Origin of the sequence: Pseudomonas sp. BIGb0176, assembly GCF_024810175.1 — a bacterium.
In the GTDB taxonomy this organism is placed as follows: Bacteria; Pseudomonadota; Gammaproteobacteria; order Pseudomonadales; family Pseudomonadaceae; genus Aquipseudomonas; species Aquipseudomonas protegens.
This window is the reverse complement of the sequence record NZ_JANUEC010000003.1, coordinates 342,505-361,131: the sequence shown is the minus strand read 5'-3', so window position 1 is coordinate 361,131 and position 18,627 is coordinate 342,505. Positions and strand designations below refer to the sequence as shown.

At 63.8% G+C, this 18,627-nt stretch carries 20 protein-coding genes; 11 read left to right on the top strand and 9 right to left on the bottom strand.

All coding sequences use genetic code 11. From position 1 onward, the window contains the following. Positions 1-12: 12 nt before the first annotated feature. The 3 genes from M2395_RS19735 to M2395_RS19725 are packed head-to-tail and all read left to right on the top strand — an operon-like array spanning position 13 to position 4,296. Positions 13-1,140, top strand: coding sequence for a GNAT family N-acetyltransferase (locus tag M2395_RS19735; protein WP_015636831.1), 1,128 nt, complete (start codon positions 13-15; stop codon positions 1,138-1,140). Beyond that, positions 1,137-2,909: a HAMP domain-containing sensor histidine kinase gene (locus tag M2395_RS19730; RefSeq protein ID WP_123431372.1), complete on the top strand. Its 1,773-nt coding sequence runs from the start codon at positions 1,137-1,139 to the stop codon at positions 2,907-2,909. Before M2395_RS19735 ends, M2395_RS19730 begins: the two co-directional genes overlap by 4 nt. Beyond that, positions 2,899-4,296 carry a sigma-54 dependent transcriptional regulator gene (locus M2395_RS19725; RefSeq protein WP_015636832.1) on the top strand — a complete coding sequence of 466 codons (1,398 nt, stop codon included), beginning with the start codon at positions 2,899-2,901 and terminating at the stop codon, positions 4,294-4,296. The genes M2395_RS19730 and M2395_RS19725 overlap by 11 nt, the downstream gene beginning before the upstream one ends. Before the next feature lie 71 nt (positions 4,297-4,367). Here the strand turns inward: M2395_RS19725 and M2395_RS19720 are convergent, their stop codons facing one another. Beyond that, positions 4,368-5,402 carry an alpha/beta fold hydrolase gene (locus tag M2395_RS19720; RefSeq protein ID WP_015636833.1) on the bottom strand — a complete coding sequence of 345 codons (1,035 nt, stop codon included), beginning with the start codon at positions 5,400-5,402 and terminating at the stop codon, positions 4,368-4,370. A gap of 289 nt (positions 5,403-5,691) precedes the next feature. On the opposite strand from M2395_RS19720, the gene metR reads away from it, so the two are divergent. Continuing rightward, entirely contained in the window at positions 5,692-6,609 is a 918-nt protein-coding gene (gene metR / locus M2395_RS19715; protein ID WP_011063144.1) for a transcriptional regulator MetR, read from the top strand. A gap of 45 nt (positions 6,610-6,654) precedes the next feature. On the opposite strand, the gene M2395_RS19710 is transcribed toward metR, so the two are convergent. The 8 genes from M2395_RS19710 to M2395_RS19675 form a co-directional block, all read right to left on the bottom strand. Further along, positions 6,655-7,164 (bottom strand): GNAT family N-acetyltransferase, encoded by a 510-nt coding sequence (locus M2395_RS19710; RefSeq protein ID WP_053153541.1) that lies wholly within the window; start codon positions 7,162-7,164, stop codon positions 6,655-6,657. A 2-nt stretch (positions 7,165-7,166) separates the two neighbouring features. Beyond that, the gene (locus M2395_RS19705) at positions 7,167-7,532 is read right to left on the bottom strand and encodes a nuclear transport factor 2 family protein (protein WP_019093123.1); all 366 of its coding nucleotides are present in this window, start codon (positions 7,530-7,532) and stop codon (positions 7,167-7,169) included. 15 nt (positions 7,533-7,547) lie between these two features. Further along, entirely contained in the window at positions 7,548-8,186 is a 639-nt protein-coding gene (locus M2395_RS19700; protein ID WP_011063147.1) for a LysE family translocator, read from the bottom strand. Between the two features lie 25 nt (positions 8,187-8,211). After that, the gene (locus tag M2395_RS19695; protein ID WP_015636837.1) at positions 8,212-8,646 is read right to left on the bottom strand and encodes an NUDIX domain-containing protein; all 435 of its coding nucleotides are present in this window, start codon (positions 8,644-8,646) and stop codon (positions 8,212-8,214) included. Positions 8,647-8,746: 100 nt separating this feature from the next. After that, a complete protein-coding gene (locus M2395_RS19690; RefSeq protein ID WP_123431373.1) occupies positions 8,747-10,093 on the bottom strand; it encodes an HD domain-containing phosphohydrolase in 1,347 nt (448 codons plus the stop codon). A gap of 196 nt (positions 10,094-10,289) precedes the next feature. Further along, the gene (locus tag M2395_RS19685) at positions 10,290-10,559 is read right to left on the bottom strand and encodes a type B 50S ribosomal protein L31 (RefSeq protein ID WP_011063150.1); all 270 of its coding nucleotides are present in this window, start codon (positions 10,557-10,559) and stop codon (positions 10,290-10,292) included. A gap of 100 nt (positions 10,560-10,659) precedes the next feature. Further along, positions 10,660-11,985: an APC family permease gene (locus M2395_RS19680; protein ID WP_015636840.1), complete on the bottom strand. Its 1,326-nt coding sequence runs from the start codon at positions 11,983-11,985 to the stop codon at positions 10,660-10,662. 96 nt (positions 11,986-12,081) lie between these two features. Then, the gene (locus tag M2395_RS19675; protein WP_015636841.1) at positions 12,082-12,903 is read right to left on the bottom strand and encodes a carbon-nitrogen hydrolase family protein; all 822 of its coding nucleotides are present in this window, start codon (positions 12,901-12,903) and stop codon (positions 12,082-12,084) included. Between the two features lie 93 nt (positions 12,904-12,996). Here M2395_RS19675 and M2395_RS19670 point away from each other — a divergent pair, with 93 nt between their 5' ends. From M2395_RS19670 to M2395_RS19640, 7 genes are all read left to right on the top strand, one after another. Continuing rightward, entirely contained in the window at positions 12,997-13,797 is an 801-nt protein-coding gene (locus M2395_RS19670) for a LuxR C-terminal-related transcriptional regulator (RefSeq protein ID WP_053153547.1), read from the top strand. Positions 13,798-13,905: 108 nt separating this feature from the next. Next, positions 13,906-15,525, top strand: coding sequence for an FMN-binding glutamate synthase family protein (locus tag M2395_RS19665; protein ID WP_011063154.1), 1,620 nt, complete (start codon positions 13,906-13,908; stop codon positions 15,523-15,525). Positions 15,526-15,588: 63 nt separating this feature from the next. Beyond that, on the top strand, positions 15,589-15,873 hold the full coding sequence (locus M2395_RS19660; RefSeq protein ID WP_019093120.1) for a putative quinol monooxygenase: 285 nt from the start codon (positions 15,589-15,591) through the stop codon (positions 15,871-15,873). Between the two features lie 76 nt (positions 15,874-15,949). Further along, positions 15,950-16,246, top strand: coding sequence for a cupin domain-containing protein (locus tag M2395_RS19655; RefSeq protein ID WP_123431374.1), 297 nt, complete (start codon positions 15,950-15,952; stop codon positions 16,244-16,246). 79 nt (positions 16,247-16,325) lie between these two features. Continuing rightward, positions 16,326-17,168, top strand: a complete 843-nt coding sequence (locus tag M2395_RS19650; RefSeq protein WP_015636843.1) for an alpha/beta fold hydrolase — start codon at positions 16,326-16,328, stop codon at positions 17,166-17,168. A 240-nt stretch (positions 17,169-17,408) separates the two neighbouring features. Continuing rightward, positions 17,409-17,999 carry a papain-like cysteine protease family protein gene (locus M2395_RS19645; RefSeq protein ID WP_011063158.1) on the top strand — a complete coding sequence of 197 codons (591 nt, stop codon included), beginning with the start codon at positions 17,409-17,411 and terminating at the stop codon, positions 17,997-17,999. Between the two features lie 8 nt (positions 18,000-18,007). Further along, positions 18,008-18,607 (top strand): hypothetical protein, encoded by a 600-nt coding sequence (locus M2395_RS19640; protein WP_123431375.1) that lies wholly within the window; start codon positions 18,008-18,010, stop codon positions 18,605-18,607. Positions 18,608-18,627: the final 20 nt, after the last annotated feature.

Here is an 18,627-nt window from a genome sequence, read left to right as displayed (position 1 = left end):
TAAGGAAGAGACGTGATAACCGCCCAAGCCTTTTCAACCATCCAGGCCATCGATCGCAGCGCCTGGAATGACTGTTTCCCAGGGGCCCTGGAGGATTGGGACTATTACCTGGCCGTGGAAAAAGCCGCGATCGCCGATTTTCGCTGGCGCTACCTGGCGCTCTACGAGGGTTCGACCCTGGTGGCAGTGGCGCCGGCCTTCACCACCCAGTACCGGCTTGATACTACGGTCTCCGGGCTGGCCAAGCGCTTCACCGAACGCCTGGCACGCCAGTGGCCCGGGGCCCTGGAGCTGCGCCTGTACGCCATAGGCTCGCCTGTGGCCGAACAGTGCAATGCCGGCACCGCCAGCCATGTGCCTGCGCAACGCCGCCAGGAGCTGCTGGAGCAGTTGCTGCAACTGGCGCGACGCGATGCCGACAGCTTCGGCATCGGCCTGATGGCGGTCAAGGATGCGCCGAGCAACGACCGGCAATGGGCTGCCAGTTGCCTGGCCGCGGGCCTGCAAGCCATGCCGAGCCTGCCCACGGCGCTGCTGCCGGTACCCTTTGCCTCGATCGACGCCTACCTGGGCACCCTGGGCAAATCCACCCGCAAGGACCTGCGCCGCAAACTCCGGACACCGGCGCCACGCATAGAATGGCGACGCCAGATCGACGACGTGCTGCCGGACATCATGCGCCTCTACGAGGCCACCCTGAATCGTAGCGACCTGCAGTTCGAACGCCTGCCGGCAGGCTACTTCACCGGCATCCTCGAGCAGTTGGGGGAACGCGCGGCCTGTGTCCTGTACTGGGTCGACGAGCAACTGGTGGCCTTCAACCTGGTGCTCATCGACCAGCATCGGCTGATCGACAAGTTCTTTGCCCACGACCTCAGTGTCACCCGTGAGCACAATCTGTATTTCCGCAGTTGGCTGGCCAACGTCGACTACTGTATTCAGCAACGCATTCCCCTGTACGAGTGCGGCCAGGCCGGTTATGCCAGCAAGTTGCGCCTGGGTTGCCAGTTCACCGGTAACATGTTGTTTTTCCGGCATCGCAATCCCTTGCTCAATGCCCTGCTCAAACTGATAAAACGCTTTGTCCGCCCGGATCGCTCCGACCCCGCCATGGCTGCTGCAATAAGCGAAAGTACATGACCAGAAAAGATCGTCGCCCTCCTCGCCCCTTCGCCATTTCCCGCTGGAGCCTGCAACGCAAGCTGGTGCTGGCGTTCTGGCTGGTCAGTGTGATTCCCACCATGATCGCCGCGGAACTGGCGGCCACTACCCTGTCGGAAATCTTCGACAGCAACGTGCGGATCTGGCTGCAGGAGTCCACCAAGATCGTCGAGGACGAGATCACCGAAATCCTCCATGACAACGCGCGGATCGCCCAGCTGTTCCTGCGCTATACGCGCCCGCCCACGGACCGCAATGCGGCCAAGCATGACAAGCTCACCGCCGACATCGCCGATTCCATGGGCATCGACGTGGTGGCGCTGATCCGCAAGAACGATCACAAGGTGGTGTTCACCACTGCCGCCGATGACGTGGTGGGGCAGATCAGTACCGCCTCCAATGCCGTGCTGCAGACCATCCAGGTCGGCGGCGTGGCCACCGGGGCGGTGGTCTCGACGTTCCAGACCCAGCTCGACGGGGTCGACTACCAGTTGCTGATCGCCACCTACCTGGACGCCAGCTTCCTCACCAGCGTGGCCGACGTGCATTCCCTGGACCTGCGCCTGTACCTGGCCAAGGCCGATGACTTCTCGGAAATCTTCGCCACCCAGCGCTTCGAGGACCACCCGCCCCAGGTGCCGCACAAGATCGAAGACATCCTGCGCGCCACCCGCCAGCCCACCGAGCAGTTCACCAGCCGCTACAGCGGCCTGTACCGGCCGATCTTCAACGACAGCGGCGACCTGGTGGGGGTGATCTTCAGCGGCCTGCTGCGCCATAGCAGCCTGGTGGGCCTGGTCAACCAGAGCAACCTGTTCATCCTGATCTTCCTGCTCAGCTCGGCAGCCTCGCTGTGCGTCGGCTGGCTGGTTTCCCAGCGCCTGACCCGACCGCTGCGGGGCCTGTCCAAGGGCGTGCAGGCGGTGATCGCCGGCGATTACCGCCAACGGGTGCCGGTGATCGGCGGCGACGAACTGGCGGAGCTGAGCAGCACCTTCAACCACATGACCGAGCGCCTGGGGGAACTGCAGCATCTGGAAGCCCAGTTGCGCCGCCGCGACCGCCTGCATGCCCTGGGCGAAGTGGCCATGGGCCTGGCCCACGAGATCCGCAACCCGCTGGGCATCATCAAGACCGCCACGCAGTTGCTGCACCGCCGGGCCAACCTGCCGGAAAACGACAAGCGCCACCTGGAATACGTGATCAGCGAGGTCAGCCGGATCAACGACCTGATCACCGAATTCCTCGATTTCGCCAAGCCCAGCGCGCCGATACGCGCCACCCAGCTGGCCCGCCCGCTGGTGGAGGAATTGCTGGGCTTCTGCACCCCGGAACTGGCCACCCACAACATCGACGCGCGGATCGACGACCAGGCCCCCGGCGCGACCCTCCACGCCGATGCCCGGCAACTCAAGCAGGCCTGCCTCAACCTGATTCTCAACGCCATCGACGCCATGCCCGACGGCGGCCGCCTGACCCTGGGCATTTCCCAGCGCGACGACGAAACCATCATCAGCGTCAGCGACACCGGCCAGGGCATCGAGCCGGACATGCTGGAACGCATCTTCACCCCATTCGTCACCACCAAGGCCTCGGGCACCGGCCTGGGATTGGCTAAAGTCTTCTCGATCATGGAAAGCCATGACGGCCATATCGAGTGCACCAGCGAAAAAGATGCTGGCGCCACCTTCAGCCTGTACATTCCGGCCAACGGTGAAGAAGACGACGAGGACGGTGATGACGCATAACCTGCTGGTGGTCGATGACGAGCCGAAACTCTGCGACCTGCTGTCCTCGGCCCTGAGCCAGAACGGCATCCAGGTATTCACCGCAGGCAACGGCCTGCACGCGCTCAAGGTGCTGGAGCAGGAAGACATCGACCTGGTGATCAGCGACTGGCGCATGCCCGGCATGGACGGGCCGCAGTTGCTGGGGGAAATCAAGCAGCGCTACCCGCAGTTGCCGGTGATCGTGATGACCGCCTACAGCACGGTGAAGAATGCCGTGCAGTCCATGCGCAACGGCGCCTACGACTACATCGCCAAACCCTTCGACATCGACGAACTGGACATCACCGTCAGCAAGGCCCTGCAGTTTCGCGACATCCTCAAAGACAACCAGCGCATGCGCGCCGAGCTCGCAGAGCATCAGCAGATCGACAGCCTGGTGGGCGACAGCCCGGCCTTCCGTCGGGTGCTGCAAGCCGTGGATTCGGTGCGCGAAAGCAACGCCACCATCCTCCTGACCGGGGAAAGCGGCACCGGCAAGGAAATGGTCGCCCGGGCCATCCACAAGCACGGCAACCGGGCCGACAAGCCCTTTGTCGCGGTCAATTGCGCGGCCATTCCCGAGGGCCTGCTGGAAAGCGAGATGTTCGGCCACCGCAAGGGCGCCTTCACCGGCGCCGTGGCGGACCGGGTCGGACGTTTCCAGCAAGCCGACAAGGGCACCCTGTTCCTCGACGAAGTCGGCGACATGCCCCTGGCCCTGCAGGCCAAGATCCTGCGTGCCCTGCAGGAGCGGGTGATCGAGCCGGTGGGCGATCCGCGGGAGCGCAAGGTGGATGTGCGGGTGATCGCCGCCACCAACAAGAACCTGCTGGAAGCGGTGGCCAACAAGGAATTTCGCGAAGACCTGTACTACCGCCTGAATGTATTCCCGATCCCCTTGCCGGCACTGCGCGAACGGGTCGAGGATATCGCCCTGCTGGCCCGGCACTTTGCCCACAGCCTGGGTGCCACCGCCGGCAAGCGCATCAGCGGCTTCAGCCCCGAAGCCCTGCAGGCCATGGCCAGCTACGCCTGGCCGGGGAATATCCGCGAACTGCAGAACTGCGTGGAGCGGGCCACCATCGTCGCCAGCGGCCAGGTCATCGAAGAAAAGGACCTGCCAGGGTATCTGTTCGGCCCCCAGGCGCAGGGCACAGAGAGCAGCGCAGCCATCAGTGTCGGCCCGCAAGTGCCCAGCGACCTGGAAGCGGCCCTGGCGGAAGTGGAAAAGGCCTACATTCTCGCCGCCCTACAGCAGAGCAACGGTGTCCAGGCGGCAGCGGCGCAGTTGATCGGCATTTCCGAGCGCAGCTTCTGGTACCGGCTGAAGAAACTCGGCATCCAGGTGGACAAGATCGTTCGCTGAAACCGCGGCGCTTCATTCGCCGGCAAGCCGGCTCCTGCACCCAACCGCAAGAGCCGGCTTGCCGCGCTGCCCTAGAGGATGTTGCTGCTATCGAGCGGCTCGATCTGCGCCCAGTGGGAAGTGTCTTCCCGGTGGGTTTGCAGGTATGGCAGCACCGCCGCCAGCAGCGGCGCCTTGAAGGCTTCCTGGAACCGGTGGGCCAGCCCCGGAATCAACTTCAACTGACTGCCCTGGATCTGCGCCGCCAGGTGCACGCCGTGCATCACCGGCAGCAACGGGTCGGCGGTGCCATGCACCACCAGGGTCGGCACCCGCAGTTGCTTGAGCAATGCCACCCGGCTCGGCTCGGCAAGAATCGCCATGATCTGGCGCTTGACCCCTTCCGGGTTGAACGCCCGGTCATAGGCCACCGCCGCCTGTTGCAACAGGACCTGGCGGTCATCGCTGACCTTCGGGCTGCCCAGGGCCGCCAGCAGGTCGGCCTGCTGCTCCAGCGCCGCTTCCCGGCTCGGTGCGTTGCGCCGCGAGAGCAGTTGCACCAGCGCGGCGTTCGGCGCCGGCAAACCTTCGGCCCCGGAACTGGTCATGATCAGCGTCAGACTCTCGACCCGCCGCGGCTCCATGGCTGCCAGGTGCTGGGCGATCATCCCGCCCATGCTCGCCCCCAGCACGTGGAATTGCTCGATATGCAGGGCGTCCATCAGGCCCAGGGCGTCATCGGCCATGTCGGTCAGGGTGTAGGGCGCCGCCACCGGCAGGCCCAGCTTGTAGCGCAGCACTTCGAAGGTCAGGTTGGCGCTGGCCGGGGCCTGGCGCCAGGTGGACAGGCCGACATCGCGATTGTCGTAGCGGATCACCCGAAACCCTTGCTGACACAGGGCCACCACCACCTCATCCGGCCAGTGGATCAGTTGCCCGCCCAGGCCCATGACCAGCAGTAACGCCGGGTCGGAGGTGCGCCCAATGCTCTGGTAGGCCAGGCTCACCTGCGGCAGGTCGACCCGTTGGGTCGGGACATTGACATCGCAGCGCGCGGCCGCAAAACACAGCGGGCCGAGCAACAGCCCGGCCAAGAGTAGAACAGTCGAAAGAAATCGTACCCGCATGAAAAACACCGAAACGCAGAACCCCAGTGGAGCGCGAGTCTGATGAACCTGGATGATTCGCGCTGCCACAGTTGCGTGACAATTTGATGAAGATTGCCCCAGCGGTACTTTTTCCGCGGCAAGGGTCGGCGCTTGCCCCCGGCACCCGGTGCACAACACACAGGCGCTGTCGCCCGTATCGGCAAAGATGCCCGCGAATCGATGAACGCGGGATGGTCGACAGGCCCGTCAACATGAGACAAACTCAATCTTTTCGCTTTAACCACAAAATTTACTCATGGAGATCCTGGTGCTCGAAATCCGTCACCTGAAGACCCTGCACGCCTTGCGCGAAGCCGACAGCCTGGTGGAAGCCGCTGAACGCCTGCACCTGACCCAGTCCGCCTTGTCCCATCAGTTCAAGGAGCTGGAAGAGCGCCTGGGCATGCCGCTGTTCGTGCGCAAGACCAAGCCCGTGCGTTTCACCAGCGCCGGTCTGCGCCTGCTGCAACTGGCGGATGCGACCCTGCCCCTGCTGCGCGGCGCCGAACGCGACATTTCGCGGCTGGCCGGCGGTACTGCCGGGCGCCTGCACATGGCCATCGAATGCCACAGCTGCTTCCAGTGGCTGATGCCGACCATCGATCAGTTCCGCGACGCCTGGCCGGAAGTGGAGCTGGACCTGGCCTCCGGCTTCTCGTTCGCTCCGTTGCCAGCCCTGGCCCGGGGCGACCTGGACCTGGTGGTGACCTCCGACCCCCTGGAGCTGGCGGGTATCACCTACGTGCCGCTGTTCACCTACGAAGCCATGCTCGCGGTCGCCAACCAGCACCCGCTGGCAAGCAAGCCATACGTAGTCCCGGAAGACCTGCTGAGCGAAACCCTGATCACCTACCCGGTGGAACGCGACCGCCTGGACATCTTCACCCGCTTCCTGGAACCGGCGGACATCGAACCGGCCCAGGTACGGACTTCGGAGCTGACGGTGATGATGATGCAACTGGTGGCCAGCGGCCGGGGCGTGTGCGGGATGCCCCACTGGGCCCTGCACGAGTACAGCTCACGGGGTTATGTGAAGGCCAAGCGGCTCGGGGAAAAGGGCCTGTTCGCCACCCTGTACGCGGCGATTCGCGCCGACATGCTGGATGCGCCCTACATGCGCGACTTTTTGCTCACGGCCAAGGACACCTCGTTCTCGACCCTGGACGGCGTCAGCGCCGTACGCTGACCCCAAGCAGGCTTGCCCAGGAGCCGGCTTGCCAGCGAACCAGGGTCAACCTTCGGCCGGCAATTGGCGCCACATGTGGATCTTGTCGAAATAGTCCTCGCCCACCCGCACTGCCTGGGGTTCCAGGCCGAACTGGACGAAACCGCAGCGCTGGTACAGGGCCAGCGCCGCTTCATTGCCGGCCGTCACGGTCAACTGGATCAGGCGCAGCCCTTCGTATTCAGCCGCTTCGGCCAGCAGCCCCTGGACCAGGCGGTAGCCCAGCCCGCTGTTGCGCTGCGTGCCGGTGACATAGAGGCCGAACAGGGTCGCCTTGTGCCGGGCCTTCTCCCGCAGCTCGAAGGCCAGGCCGACGATCCCCAGCAACCGCCCTTCGGAAAACGCCCCCAGCAACAGGTCCAGCTCGCCGTCCAGGCGTGCGGCCCACCAGGCCAGAGGCAGTTTTTCCCGCTCTTTGACGCTGGAGGTGAACGCCTGGGGATGGCGCTCATAGGCCTCGAGCATCAAGGCCCGGTATTGCTCCACATCGTCAGGGGTCAGGCGCTGGATCTGCATGCTCAGTCGAGGGTCTTGTGTCCGGTAATGAATGAAGCGCATTTTATCTTGCCGCCCTGCACTTCATAAATGGCCACGGTTTCCAGGGTGCCGCTGCCATCGGCGAAGGTGCGGCTGATCAGTTCGTGATCGACCACCACGTTGCCCATGACCGTACGCTGGATCAGCCGGGCATGCAGGTTGGGTTCCTGGAAACGCACCACGGCCCGAGCTCGTATTTCCTCGTGCCCCCTGGCCAGCAAGGTGGCCGGATGTTCGTATTGCCGGGCATCTACGGCATAAGTCGCCAGCCAGGCCTCCAGATCCTTGCGGTTGTAGGCCTGCAGTTGTGCTTCGACCACCGCTTGCGGGCTTGGAAAATCACTCATGCTGGCGCTCCTCGATCAGTTGACGCGACGCTGTTCGAACATCAGGCGCACGGCCAGCCCCGCCAGCACAAAGCCCATGAAATAACGCTGCACCGAGAGCCAGGTGGGGTTGCTGGCAAACCAGGAGGCGATACCGGCGGCAAACAGGGCGATCAGCAGGTTCACCGAGAAACTCACGCTGATCTGGGTCAGGCCCAGGATGATGCTCTGGGAGAACACCGAACCGTGCTCGGGGTGGATGAACTGCGGAAAGATCGACAGGTAGAACACCGCGATCTTGGGGTTCAGGGCGCTGGTCAGAAAGCCCATGGTCACCAGCTTGCGCGGCGAATCCGCCGGCAGCTGCTGGGCTTCGAAGGGCGAGCGCGCGCCAGGCTTGAGGGCCTGCCAGGCCAGCCACAGCAGGTACAGGGCGCCGGCCCACTTGAGCACCTCATAGGCCATGGGCACCGCCATGAACACCGCGGTCAGGCCCAGCGCGGCGGCGAACAGGTGGACAAAGAACCCCGCCACCACCCCCAATAACGACGTCACCCCAGCCTTGCGCCCCTGGCAGATCGAACGGGAAATCAGGTAGATCATGTTCGGCCCCGGGGTCAGCACCATCAGCAGGGAAGCAGCGGCGAAGATCAGGTAGTCGTGGAGTGGAATCATGGCAATCCTTGGCAATGGGAGGGGGTCAGGCGTGGCCCGCTCGGGCCTTGCGATAAAACGGCAAGATCAGATCGCGTGTCAACGGCGCAAGGAACAAATCTCCATCGCCGGCCGGGTCGATCCAGCGTACTTCCTCGATCTCTGCCGCCGGGGTCACCGGGCCATGGATATGGACCAGGAACACCTCGGCCTCCACCACATGCCCCGGCTCGTTGGCCGCCGGTGCCGAGAACTGTTGCAGGTAACGGGCCTGGGCCGGGTCGATGCGCAATCCCAGTTCTTCTTCCAGCTCACGGGCCAGGGCGTGCACCGGTTGTTCACCGGCTTCGATCTTACCACCGGGCTGCATGAAGGCCTGGGTGCCGCGCTTGCGCACCAGCAGGGTCTGGCCGTCGGCACCGATCAGCAGGGCAGCGGCGATACGAATGATGGAGGGTGCAGCAACGGACGACAGCGACATGGGAACCCGGGAGCCTTGAGAATGAGGGCGCAAGGATCACATGCGCGGCGGCGGCTCGTCATCCGCCGCCGGCATTTTTCGATGTGACCGCCACCCGGCTTCAGGCCCTTGCCTGCTGTTCCTGGGGCAACTTGACGAACACGCTGTAGCGGGCGCCCTCCATGGTTTCAAAAGCGATCAGCTTGTCCACCAGCGGCAGGTTGAGCACCTTGCCGGCGTTGAGCAGCAGCATGCCGTTATCGGCATTCAGGTTGCGCGCCAGGATCATCCCCGCCGCCAGCTCCCGGGTACTCAGAACCTTCACCGAAGGGTCGCCCAGGGTCACGTCGCTGAGGTAGACCGCACACACCTGGATGAAACCTTCCACCAGGTCCGGGTCGTACAAGCGGCCGGCGTACTTGCGGATGAACACCAGGGCCTCGTCGCTGTTCATGTGCCGTTCCAGGATCAGCCCGCACTGCAACTCGATGAAGTCCACCGCCAGCTTGAGCAGCCGCGAGCCCAGGGGAATCGCGTCGCCCTTGAGGTGGTCGGGAAAACCGCTGCCGTCCCAGTGTTCCTGGTGATGGCGGATCAGCCGCGCGGCGTCCTGCACCGGTTCCAGGGTCATCAGCAACGATTCGCTCTGCGCCGGATAGGCCCGATAACGCTCGCGCTGATGGTGATGCAGCAAATCCGCCGGGCTGGTCATCATGCTGTCGCTCCAACTCAGCTTGCCGATGTTGTGCAACGCCGCGGCCATGGCCAGGTCACGCTGGGCGCCAGGGTCGATGCCCTGGACTTTGCAGTAGGCCCGCACCAGCTCGATGATCCGCCGGTTGGTCTGCTTGTCCGCGGGCAAGCGCTGGTTGACCAGCAGGGAAAACAGCTCGGCGCCAGTGGCGTAGCTGTGCTTGAGCTCCTCATAGGCCAGGTCGAGCATGTCGGCGGTCTGCTGCAGCTCCGAGGTGCGTGCCGCCACGCGTTTTTCCAGCAGCGTGTTGAGCGCCTTGAGCTCGGCATTCTGCTGCTGGGCCAGATCCTGCAGGCGCAGGCGCTCGCGCTCGGAGTGCTGATGCTCAAGGGCCTGGCGCAGGGCCAGCAGCAATTCCTGGTCATCCCAGGGCTTGCTCAGGTAACGGTAGATCTCCCCTTCGTTGATGGCCTTGGCAATCAATTTCAGGTCCGGGTCGCCGGTCAGCAGGATGCGGGTGGTCCTCGGGTACTGCTGATGGATACGCGCCAGCAGGGTCGGGCCATCCATCTGCGGCAGATGGGCGGCGCTGATCACCAGGTCCACCTCCCGGCTGGCCAGGAGCTGCAGGGCCTGGGTGGCATCGCGGGCGAAATGCAGCGTGTAGGGAAGCGGGCTGAGCAACTGCTGCAGGCGTTGCAGGATCACTTCCTGGCTATCGACCAGCAGAATCTCGGGTCGGCGTGTGACAGTGGCAACGTTTAGCTCACCCATGAGACACCTCGGGTCAACGTCGATGCACGTGTCCTTCATTGTTAGAGCTGGCAACGGTAATCCCTGTTGCCTGATTGAAGACTAGAAGAATTTCCAATCGAGATAGTGGCTTTTTAATACCATCGGTCCGCTGCGGCTGCGCCGCCAACCACCTTCAGCGAGTGTTGCGCAGTCGCAACACTCGCCGTGCACGCCGTCACTGGGCGGCTTTGGCGCCGGAACCGAAGGAAGCGAAACGCTTGTTGAAGCCGGCGATGCGGCCTTCGGACTGGGTCTTGCGCTGCTGGCCGGTGTACACCGGGTGCGAGGCGCTGGAAACGTCCAGCGCCACATAGGGGTAAGTCTTGCCGTCGCTGTAGGTGTGGCTGCGATCGGTATCGACGGTGGAGCCGATGAGGAAGTACACGTCGGCAGCGGTATCGTGGAAAAGCACGGTGCGGTAGTCAGGATGGATACCGGGTTTCATGAGGCCTCCTGGGCATCTGGGTGAGCTGGATGCGTTATACAATAACATATCCAAATCACCCAAACGAGAACCGATTGCAATAAGGAAACTGCCGACAGTTCTATGCCGCTTCCTGAAAATCCATTTCCGGAGGCTGGCGGGAGAAACCGCGAGTGAGGAAACCCAGGTACACCAGGCCAATAACCAGCCAGCTTGCCCCCAGGTAGATCGCCAGGTGATCGAGGCTGGACATCAGCCACAGATCGGCCGCCAGACCGATGAGGGGAAAGATCAGGAACAGGATCAGCTCCCGCAGGCCACGCTGCCGGGCCCCCACCCAGTAATGAAAGATCACCGACAGGTTGACCAGGCTGAAGGCCAGGAAGGCGCCGAAGTTGATGAAGGACGTCGAGGTGGTGACATCCAGCTTCAATGCCAGCAACGCCACCACGGCGCACAGCAGGATGCTGTTGACCGGGGTACCGAAGCGCTCGTGCAGGCTGCCGAAAAAGCGCTTGGGCAAGACACCGTCGCGGCCCATGGCGAACAGCAGTCGCGAGCCGCTGGCCTGGGCCGAAAGCCCCGAGGCGAACTGACCGACAATCAGCCCGATCAGGAAGATCGAGACGAACAGGTCGCCGCCGATATTGCGCGCAATCTCGTAGGCCGCCGAATCCACATCGGCGAACTCGAAGGACGGATGGGCAACCTGGACGAAGTAGGACACCGCGACAAAGATCAGCCCGCCCACCAGGGTAATCAGCATGATCGCCCGGGGAATGGTCCGCCGTGGGTCGCGGGTTTCCTCGGTCAGGGTGCTGACCGCGTCAAAGCCCAGGAATGAATAACAGGCGATTGCCGCCCCGCTCATGATCAGCGGCAGGTGCATCTGCCCGTTGAAGAACGGTGCCAGGGTGAACAGCGGCCGCCCGGCCTCGCCACCAAGGTAGTGGATGCACAGGCCGACAAAGGCGATCAGCACCAGGAACTGCACCAGCATCAGCAGGCCGTTGATGCCGTTGGCCAGTTTCAGGCCAACGATATTGATCGCGCTGGTCACCCCGATGAAAGCCAGCACCCAGACCCACTGCGGTACACCGGGAAACGCCGAATGCAGGTAAGCGGCGCCGATCAGCCAGATGGCCATGGGCAGGAACAGGTAATCCAGCAGCACCGCCCAGCCGGCGATGAAACCCAGCTTGGGGCTGATGGCCTTGCGCACATAGCTGTAAGCCGAGCCGGCCACGGGAAACGCCGCGGCCATGCGCCCGTAGCTCATGGCGGTGAAGAACATCGCCACCAGCGCTGCCAGATAGGCTGCCGGCACCATGCCAGCGGTGGATTGGGCGAGGATGCCAAAGGTGCCGAGGACAATGATCGGCGTCATGTAAGCGATACCGAACAGCACCACCGCGCCCAATGAAAGGGTGCGTTGCAAGCGAGCCATGAGCGAGTACTCCGCAATTATTAGATTTATGGCAGGACTGAAATGAGTGAAGCAGGGGGTCTTTCTTATGGGATTGGCCGTCCGCGGACGGCCCTTTCAGCGGATCGGAATCAGCAGTTCACGCACGCCATCGCCGTGTTCGAGCACTTCGCCCGCAAGCTTCAGGCGCTGGTCTTCGAGGTAGCGGTAGTCCTGGCGCGCCACCTGCAGTTGCTTGAGATCCAGCTCGACCTTGAACTGACCTTCCTCGCGCCCGGCTTCGAACAGCAGGCTACCCAGGGGGTCCACCAGGGCGCTGCCGCCGGCGAACAGCAGGCCGCCATCGCCTTCTTCCACTCGGTTGACCATTAGCGCGAACGCCTGGTTTTCCTGGGCCCGGGCCATGATCGCGGTACGGTGGGTGGGCCCGTAGGGGTCCATGTTGCCGTTGGTCACGATCAGCAGTTCGGCGCCCAGTTGCGCCAGGGCCCGGGCGCTTTCGGGGAACTCGATGTCGTAGCAGATCAGCAGGCCGACCCGCACACCGTTCCACAGGCAGGTGGCGTAGCGGTCACCGGGGGTGAACACACCGCGGTCGGACGCCCATAGGTGGGTCTTGCGATAACGCAGGGCGATGCCCTCGGGGGTAATCAGCAAAGTGGTGTTATAGAATCGGCCGTCGTCGTTTTCGGCCATGCCGATCACCACCGCGATATTGCGCGCCCGGGCGGCCTGGATCACGGCCTGCACGGTGGGGCCATCCAGCGGCTCGGCCACGGCGGCCACGGTCTCGGCGCTGGGGAAACCCATCAGGTGGGTTTCTGGAAACACGATCAACCGGGTATCGGCGGCGCAGGCGGCAATGGCCGCCAGGGCCCGTTCCAGGTTGTAAGCTGTGGCGTTATCACGGCCCGCCAACTGGGCCAGTTCAACCTTCATGGGTATTCCTTGTTCTTTGGCTGTGCCGCAGTATGCGCAGCAGCAACCGGCCCGCAAATCACGCAGCCGGGGTAACCCGATAGGGGTAGATGCATGACATTGTCGCTGGATGACATCGCCTGGCACCGCTCGGTGGGGCAGATGATCGAAGCCCTGGACCAGGCCAGTTTCTGGCCCCAGCTGGTACGCCTGCTGGAGCAGTACGTGAGTTTCGACAGCTGGGTGGCGCTGCTGTTTTGCAGTGAGCGCAAACCCCTGGTGTTCGCCGAATGCCCGGGGGAGGACGGCAGCCCCGACCAGTTGTTCCAGGACTACCTCAACGGCCTGTACCTGCTCGACCCCTTCTACGTTGCCAGCCGCGAACAATCGCGCAGCGGCCTGCTGCGCCTGGCGGAAGTGGCCCCGGAACACTTCCAGCTGACCGAGTACTACCAACGCTACTTTCGTCTGAATGTGGTGGCCGATGAGATCCAGTTCAATTGCCAGCTGGCGGACGACCGCACCCTGTGCCTGTCCCTGGGTTCGCGACAACGCTTCGCCCCACCCCAGATCGCCCTGCTGTCACTGATCGAGCCCTGGGTGGTGGCCTTGCTGCGCCAGCGCCTGCCCCACGAAAGCATTGAGCAAGACAACCCAGCGCAATTGCATCCAATGCCCGATTGGCGCAGCCAGCTGGACCACTCCATGCAACAACTGCGGGGCGCACAACTCACCGCCCGGGAGCTGGATGTGGGGCGCCTGATGCTCAGCGGTTGCTCCAACAAGGAGATCGCTCGTAAGCTGGAAATCTCCGCCGAAACCGTGAAAGTTCATAAAAAGCACATCTACAGCAAGCTGGGCATCAAATCCCAGTCCGAGCTGTTTTCGATTTTTCTCCAGGCGCAAAGCGCCTGATACCCCTTCAGGGCCGCCCCGGCAGCCCCACACAACAATAAGATCTTGTGCACCCATAAGAATGAGTACTGATAAACGACCTTAATGAGTCCGAACCAAGGAAACCGTATGAGCCTGTCCCTTCTGAGCCGCTACGCCTTCTTTGCCGCCTGTGTGATTTTCACCCTCGCCAGCCTGCCCTTTCTCGAACACGACTGGCTCTGGCCATTCGCCCTGGTCACCGGCCTGCTGAGCCTGCTGGGGATCTTCGACCTGCTGCAAAGCCCGCACGCGGTGCGGCGCAATTACCCGATCCTGGGCAATATCCGCTACCTGGTGGAAGGCATCCGCCCGGAGATCCGCCAGTACCTGCTGGAATCCGACAGCGACGCCCTGCCCTTTTCCCGCGCCCAACGCTCCCTGGTGTACTCCCGGGCCAAGAACGAAAGCGCCGACAAACCCTTCGGCACCCTGATCGATGTCTACCAGTCGGGCTTCGAATTCATCGGCCACTCCATGCGCCCGGCGCCCCTGAGTGATCCCAACAGCTTTCGCGTGACCGTCGGCGGCCCGCAATGCACCCAGCCCTACTCGGCCTCGGTGTTCAACATCTCGGCCATGAGCTTCGGCTCCCTCAGCGCCAACGCCATCCGCGCCCTGAACCAGGGTGCCAAGCTCGGCAACTTCGCCCACGACACCGGTGAAGGCAGCATCAGCCCCTACCACCGCGAACACGGCGGCGACCTGACCTGGGAACTGGGCAGCGGCTACTTCGGCTGCCGCACCAGCGACGGCCGTTTCGACCCGGAGCGCTTCGCCGTGCAGGCGCAGAACCCCCAGGTGCGGATGATCGAGATCAAGATGAGCCAGGGCGCCAAGCCTGGCCACGGCGGCATCCTGCCCAAGCACAAGGTGACCCAGGAAATCGCCGACACCCGGGGCATCCGCATGGGCGAGGACTGCATTTCACCGTCGAGCCACAGCGCCTTTTCCACCCCGATCGAGATGATGCATTTCATCCAGCAACTGCGTGAGCTGTCCGGCGGCAAGCCGGTGGGCTTCAAGTTCTGCCTGGGCCACCCCTGGGAGTTCATGGGCATCGCCAAGGCCATGCTGGAAACCGGCATCCTGCCGGACTTCATCGTGGTGGACGGCAAGGAAGGCGGCACCGGCGCGGCCCCCGTGGAGTTCACCGACCACATCGGCGCACCGATGCGCGAGGGCCTGCTGTTCGTCCACAACACCCTGGTGGGCCTGAACCTGCGGGACAAGATCAAGCTCGGCGCCAGTGGCAAGATCGTCAGCGCCTTCGACATCGCCAGCGTGCTGGCCATCGGTGCCGACTGGGCCAACTCGGCCCGGGGCTTCATGTTCGCCATCGGCTGCATCCAGTCCCAGAGCTGCCATACCAACAAGTGCCCCACCGGTGTCGCCACCCAGGACAACCTGCGCCAGCGCGCCCTGGTGGTGCCGGACAAGGCCCAGCGGGTATTCAGCTTCCACCGCAACACCCTTAAGGCCCTGGCGGAAATGCTCGCTGCCGCCGGCCTGCAACACCCTTCGCAACTGGAAGCCAAGCACCTGGTGCGACGCATGTCGGCCACCGAGATCAAGCTGTTCTCCCAGTTGCACGTGTTCCTCAAGCCCGGCGAGCTGCTCACCGGCGAGGTCAACGGCGAGTTCTACTCGCGCATGTGGCAACTGGCCCGGGCCGACAGCTTCGAACCCAACACCGAAGCCGCCGCTTAAGCCCCATTGCCCAGTGCTCCCCGGTTGCCGGGGAGCGCGGGGCATCACCCAAGGAAGATTGCAATGCTCAAGGTCATCGCTGAAGATTTCATCCAGCCCGAACACCTGGACACCGTGCGCCCGTGGTACGCCGAACTGGTGGAAAAAACCCGCCAGGAACCGCTGTGCATCGCCTACGATCTGTTCGTCGATCAGAAAGACCCCGGGCACTTCATCTTCGTCGAACAGTGGCCGGACCAAGCGGCCCTCGACACCCACTGCCAGACCGAGCACTTCACCCGCCTGGTGCCGCAGATCAATGCTTTTCAGCGCCGCGAATGCCGTGTGCTGTTGATGAACGAGTTCTAGAAAACCCGACCCAGACCTTGCTTGACCGGACCACCGAAAGCAGACCCCAACCCCACTGACCTTTCGGAGACCCGCCATGCCCTTGCTGTCATTCGAACAACTGTGCCGCCAACTGCCAGCGCCCTGGCAATCCACGCTGGTGGGCCAGGTCGGCCCGGCCCGCATCAAGGTGCTGCGCATGGACGGCCAGCCCTACCCGGAAGAAACCCACGACTTCAACGAAGGCCTGCTGGTGACCCAGGGCTGCCTGCACCTGGGCATTGGCCAGGCCGTGGTGGAAGTGGCGACGGGCCAGATGTACCTGGTGGAGGCCGGCCAGGCCCATAGCGTGCTGCCCGGCAGCCACGGCACCCTGGTGATCATCGACGTCTAGCCTGTCTCGCATCGACTCAATCGCGGTAACCACCTGCCCAAGGTCGGTCCGACCAGAGGGCCCATGCACGGAGAAGCCCATGCCTCGTCGTCTGTTTGCAGTGATCGCTTTACTGATGTCCTTCAACAGTGCCTTTGCCGGCGAACGCTGGCAGAGCCTGCCGCCCACACCGGCCCCGGTGGCCGGGGCGCAAGCCGGTTATGCCGAAGTCAACGGCATCCGCCTGTATTACAGCAAGCTCGGCCACGGCTCACCGGTGGTGCTGCTGCATGGCGGCCTGGGTAATGCCGACTATTGGGGGCTCCAGGCCAAGGCCCTGGCCGCCCGGCACACGGTGATCAGCGTCGACAGCCGCGGCCACGGGCGCAGCACCCGGGACGCCCGGCCCTACGGCTACGACCTGATGGCCGACGACGTGATCGCCCTGCTGGACCAGCTGAAGATCCCCCGCGCCGATTTCGTCGGCTGGAGCGACGGCGCGATCCTCGGCCTGGACCTGGCCATGCGTTACCCGCAGCGGGTCGGCAAGGTCTTCGCCTACGCCGCCAACACCCAGACCTCAGGGGTCAAAGAAGGCGTGGAGAACAACCCGACCTTCGCCGCCTACATCGAGCGCGCCGGCCAGGAGTACACCCGCCTGTCACCCACGCCCAAGGAGTACCCGGCCTTTGTCGAGCAGATCGGCCACATGTGGGCCAGCCAGCCGAACTGGAGCGACGCCGACCTGGCGAAGATCAAGACGCCGGTACTGATCGTCGATGGCGACCACGATGAAGCCATCAAGCGCGAGCACACCGAATACATGGCCCAGGCGATTCCCGGCGCCGGGCTGCTGATCCTGCCCAACGTCAGCCACTTCGCCTTCCTCCAGGACCCGGGCCTGTTCAATGCAGCCCTGGAACATTTCCTCGACGAAAAATAGCCCCGGCCATCGCCATGGATGCCCCTCTTTCCAGGGACGTCCACGGCAGGCGGTATGCATAAACGCATATTTTAATTGCATTGACGCATCAATCCTCTAAGGTTGTTTGCAGACCCGGTCAACGCAGGCCATCGAGGCTGGTCCAGCGCAACATCATGTCCCGGGTCCGGCTACGCGCAGTAGCCCGACACGCAACGACGACACCAGCCGGAGGCTGGATTTCATTCATGGAGGATGAACATGTTAAGTAGCAACCTGACCCCAGGCGACGCTCCCCAGGCCCTGCCCCAGTGCCTGGCCGGCAGCCTGCTCGACCCGCAACTGAGCGAAGTCGATCCACACACCGAAGCCGCGCCCCAGGCCGCTGCCCGGCTCAACTTCAGCGTGCAGCAGCAAACCCAGAGCAACTGGTGCTGGGCAGCATTGTCCGCATCGGTGGGCAACTACTACGGCACCGGTTCCTGGACCCAGTGCGGAGTGGCCAACGCCGAACTGGGCCGCAACTCCTGCTGCAGCCAGCCCGGGCCGTGCAACGTCTACGGCTACCTGGATTCGGCCCTGCGCACCACCCGCTGCTACGGCGGCATGCGTGAGGACCGGATGCAGATGCCGGCCATCGACAACCAGCTCGGCATGGGCCGCCCCGTCGGCCTGCGCTGTGCCTGGTACGGTGGCGGCGCGCATTTCCTGACGATCTACGGCAGCGATGGCGGCTACATCCTGGTGGCGGATTCGATCTACGGCTACTCGACCCGCGCCCTGAACAGTTTCCCCGGCTCCTACAACGGCGGCGGCAACTGGACCCACACCTACTTCACCCGAAAAAACTAGGAGGCGACATGCAACTGACTTACCCCAAGGCGCCTGTCGATGGCGTCCAGCACCTGCACTCGGCCCTTCAGGCGGCCCTGCAGACCCAGGGTTTCGGTATCAACCGCGGGTTTGCCAAGGCCCGTGCCCGTAACCTGAATCTGTCCCAGGCCTTTCGCGGCTACGCCCTGAGCCTGGAGGACCTGGCCCAGGGCAAGGGGCTGGCCGAGGCCAAGGCCGGTGACTGGCATTACCTGGTGTTCGATGCCGGAGTGTCGATTGCCGATGCGCAGTTGACCGAGGTGGCCGGCAAGGTCGGCTTCTCTGCGCTGAACCATGGCAGCCTGGCGGCGTCCGCCGTCAACGCCCTGGACCTGGCGGAACAGGCGCCGCAACTGCAGGGAAAAAGCTATGAACTGCGCCTGCTGTTCATCTCGGCGCTGCAGGTCACGGCGATCTGGCTGCATGGGCCCGGCGAAGAGGTGCTGATTCCCATCGAGCCGACACCCAAGACCCTGGCCGCCCATCAGCTCCACAGCGAAACGGCGTTGCTCGCCCTGCTGGCGCCGGCGGCGCTGCAGACCAAGGCCATCTTCGACGCCGATACCAGCGGCACCCTGGGCGGTTGACCCGGGCAAAAAAAATCCGG

Excerpts from the sequence above, each read along its gene's own strand:
- M2395_RS19710 (WP_053153541.1), bottom strand. The coding sequence starts at position 7,164 with ATGCAGATCCAGCGCCTGACCCCTGACGATGTGGAGCAATACCGGGCC.
- M2395_RS19690 (WP_123431373.1), bottom strand. The coding sequence starts at position 10,093 with ATGGGTGAGCTAAACGTTGCCACTGTCACACGCCGACCCGAGATTCTG.
- M2395_RS19660 (WP_019093120.1), top strand. The coding sequence starts at position 15,589 with ATGCTCAAGGTCATCGCTGAAGATTTCATCCAGCCCGAACACCTGGAC.
- M2395_RS19670 (WP_053153547.1), top strand. The coding sequence starts at position 12,997 with ATGACATTGTCGCTGGATGACATCGCCTGGCACCGCTCGGTGGGGCAG.
- M2395_RS19695 (WP_015636837.1), bottom strand. The coding sequence starts at position 8,646 with ATGTCGCTGTCGTCCGTTGCTGCACCCTCCATCATTCGTATCGCCGCT.
- M2395_RS19675 (WP_015636841.1), bottom strand. The coding sequence starts at position 12,903 with ATGAAGGTTGAACTGGCCCAGTTGGCGGGCCGTGATAACGCCACAGCT.
- M2395_RS19640 (WP_123431375.1), top strand. The coding sequence starts at position 18,008 with ATGCAACTGACTTACCCCAAGGCGCCTGTCGATGGCGTCCAGCACCTG.
- M2395_RS19680 (WP_015636840.1), bottom strand. The coding sequence starts at position 11,985 with ATGGCTCGCTTGCAACGCACCCTTTCATTGGGCGCGGTGGTGCTGTTC.
- M2395_RS19730 (WP_123431372.1), top strand. The coding sequence starts at position 1,137 with ATGACCAGAAAAGATCGTCGCCCTCCTCGCCCCTTCGCCATTTCCCGC.
- M2395_RS19725 (WP_015636832.1), top strand. The coding sequence starts at position 2,899 with ATGACGCATAACCTGCTGGTGGTCGATGACGAGCCGAAACTCTGCGAC.
- M2395_RS19700 (WP_011063147.1), bottom strand. The coding sequence starts at position 8,186 with ATGATTCCACTCCACGACTACCTGATCTTCGCCGCTGCTTCCCTGCTG.
- M2395_RS19655 (WP_123431374.1), top strand. The coding sequence starts at position 15,950 with ATGCCCTTGCTGTCATTCGAACAACTGTGCCGCCAACTGCCAGCGCCC.
- M2395_RS19645 (WP_011063158.1), top strand. The coding sequence starts at position 17,409 with ATGTTAAGTAGCAACCTGACCCCAGGCGACGCTCCCCAGGCCCTGCCC.
- M2395_RS19650 (WP_015636843.1), top strand. The coding sequence starts at position 16,326 with ATGCCTCGTCGTCTGTTTGCAGTGATCGCTTTACTGATGTCCTTCAAC.
- M2395_RS19720 (WP_015636833.1), bottom strand. The coding sequence starts at position 5,402 with ATGCGGGTACGATTTCTTTCGACTGTTCTACTCTTGGCCGGGCTGTTG.
- M2395_RS19705 (WP_019093123.1), bottom strand. The coding sequence starts at position 7,532 with ATGAGTGATTTTCCAAGCCCGCAAGCGGTGGTCGAAGCACAACTGCAG.
- M2395_RS19685 (WP_011063150.1), bottom strand. The coding sequence starts at position 10,559 with ATGAAACCCGGTATCCATCCTGACTACCGCACCGTGCTTTTCCACGAT.
- M2395_RS19665 (WP_011063154.1), top strand. The coding sequence starts at position 13,906 with ATGAGCCTGTCCCTTCTGAGCCGCTACGCCTTCTTTGCCGCCTGTGTG.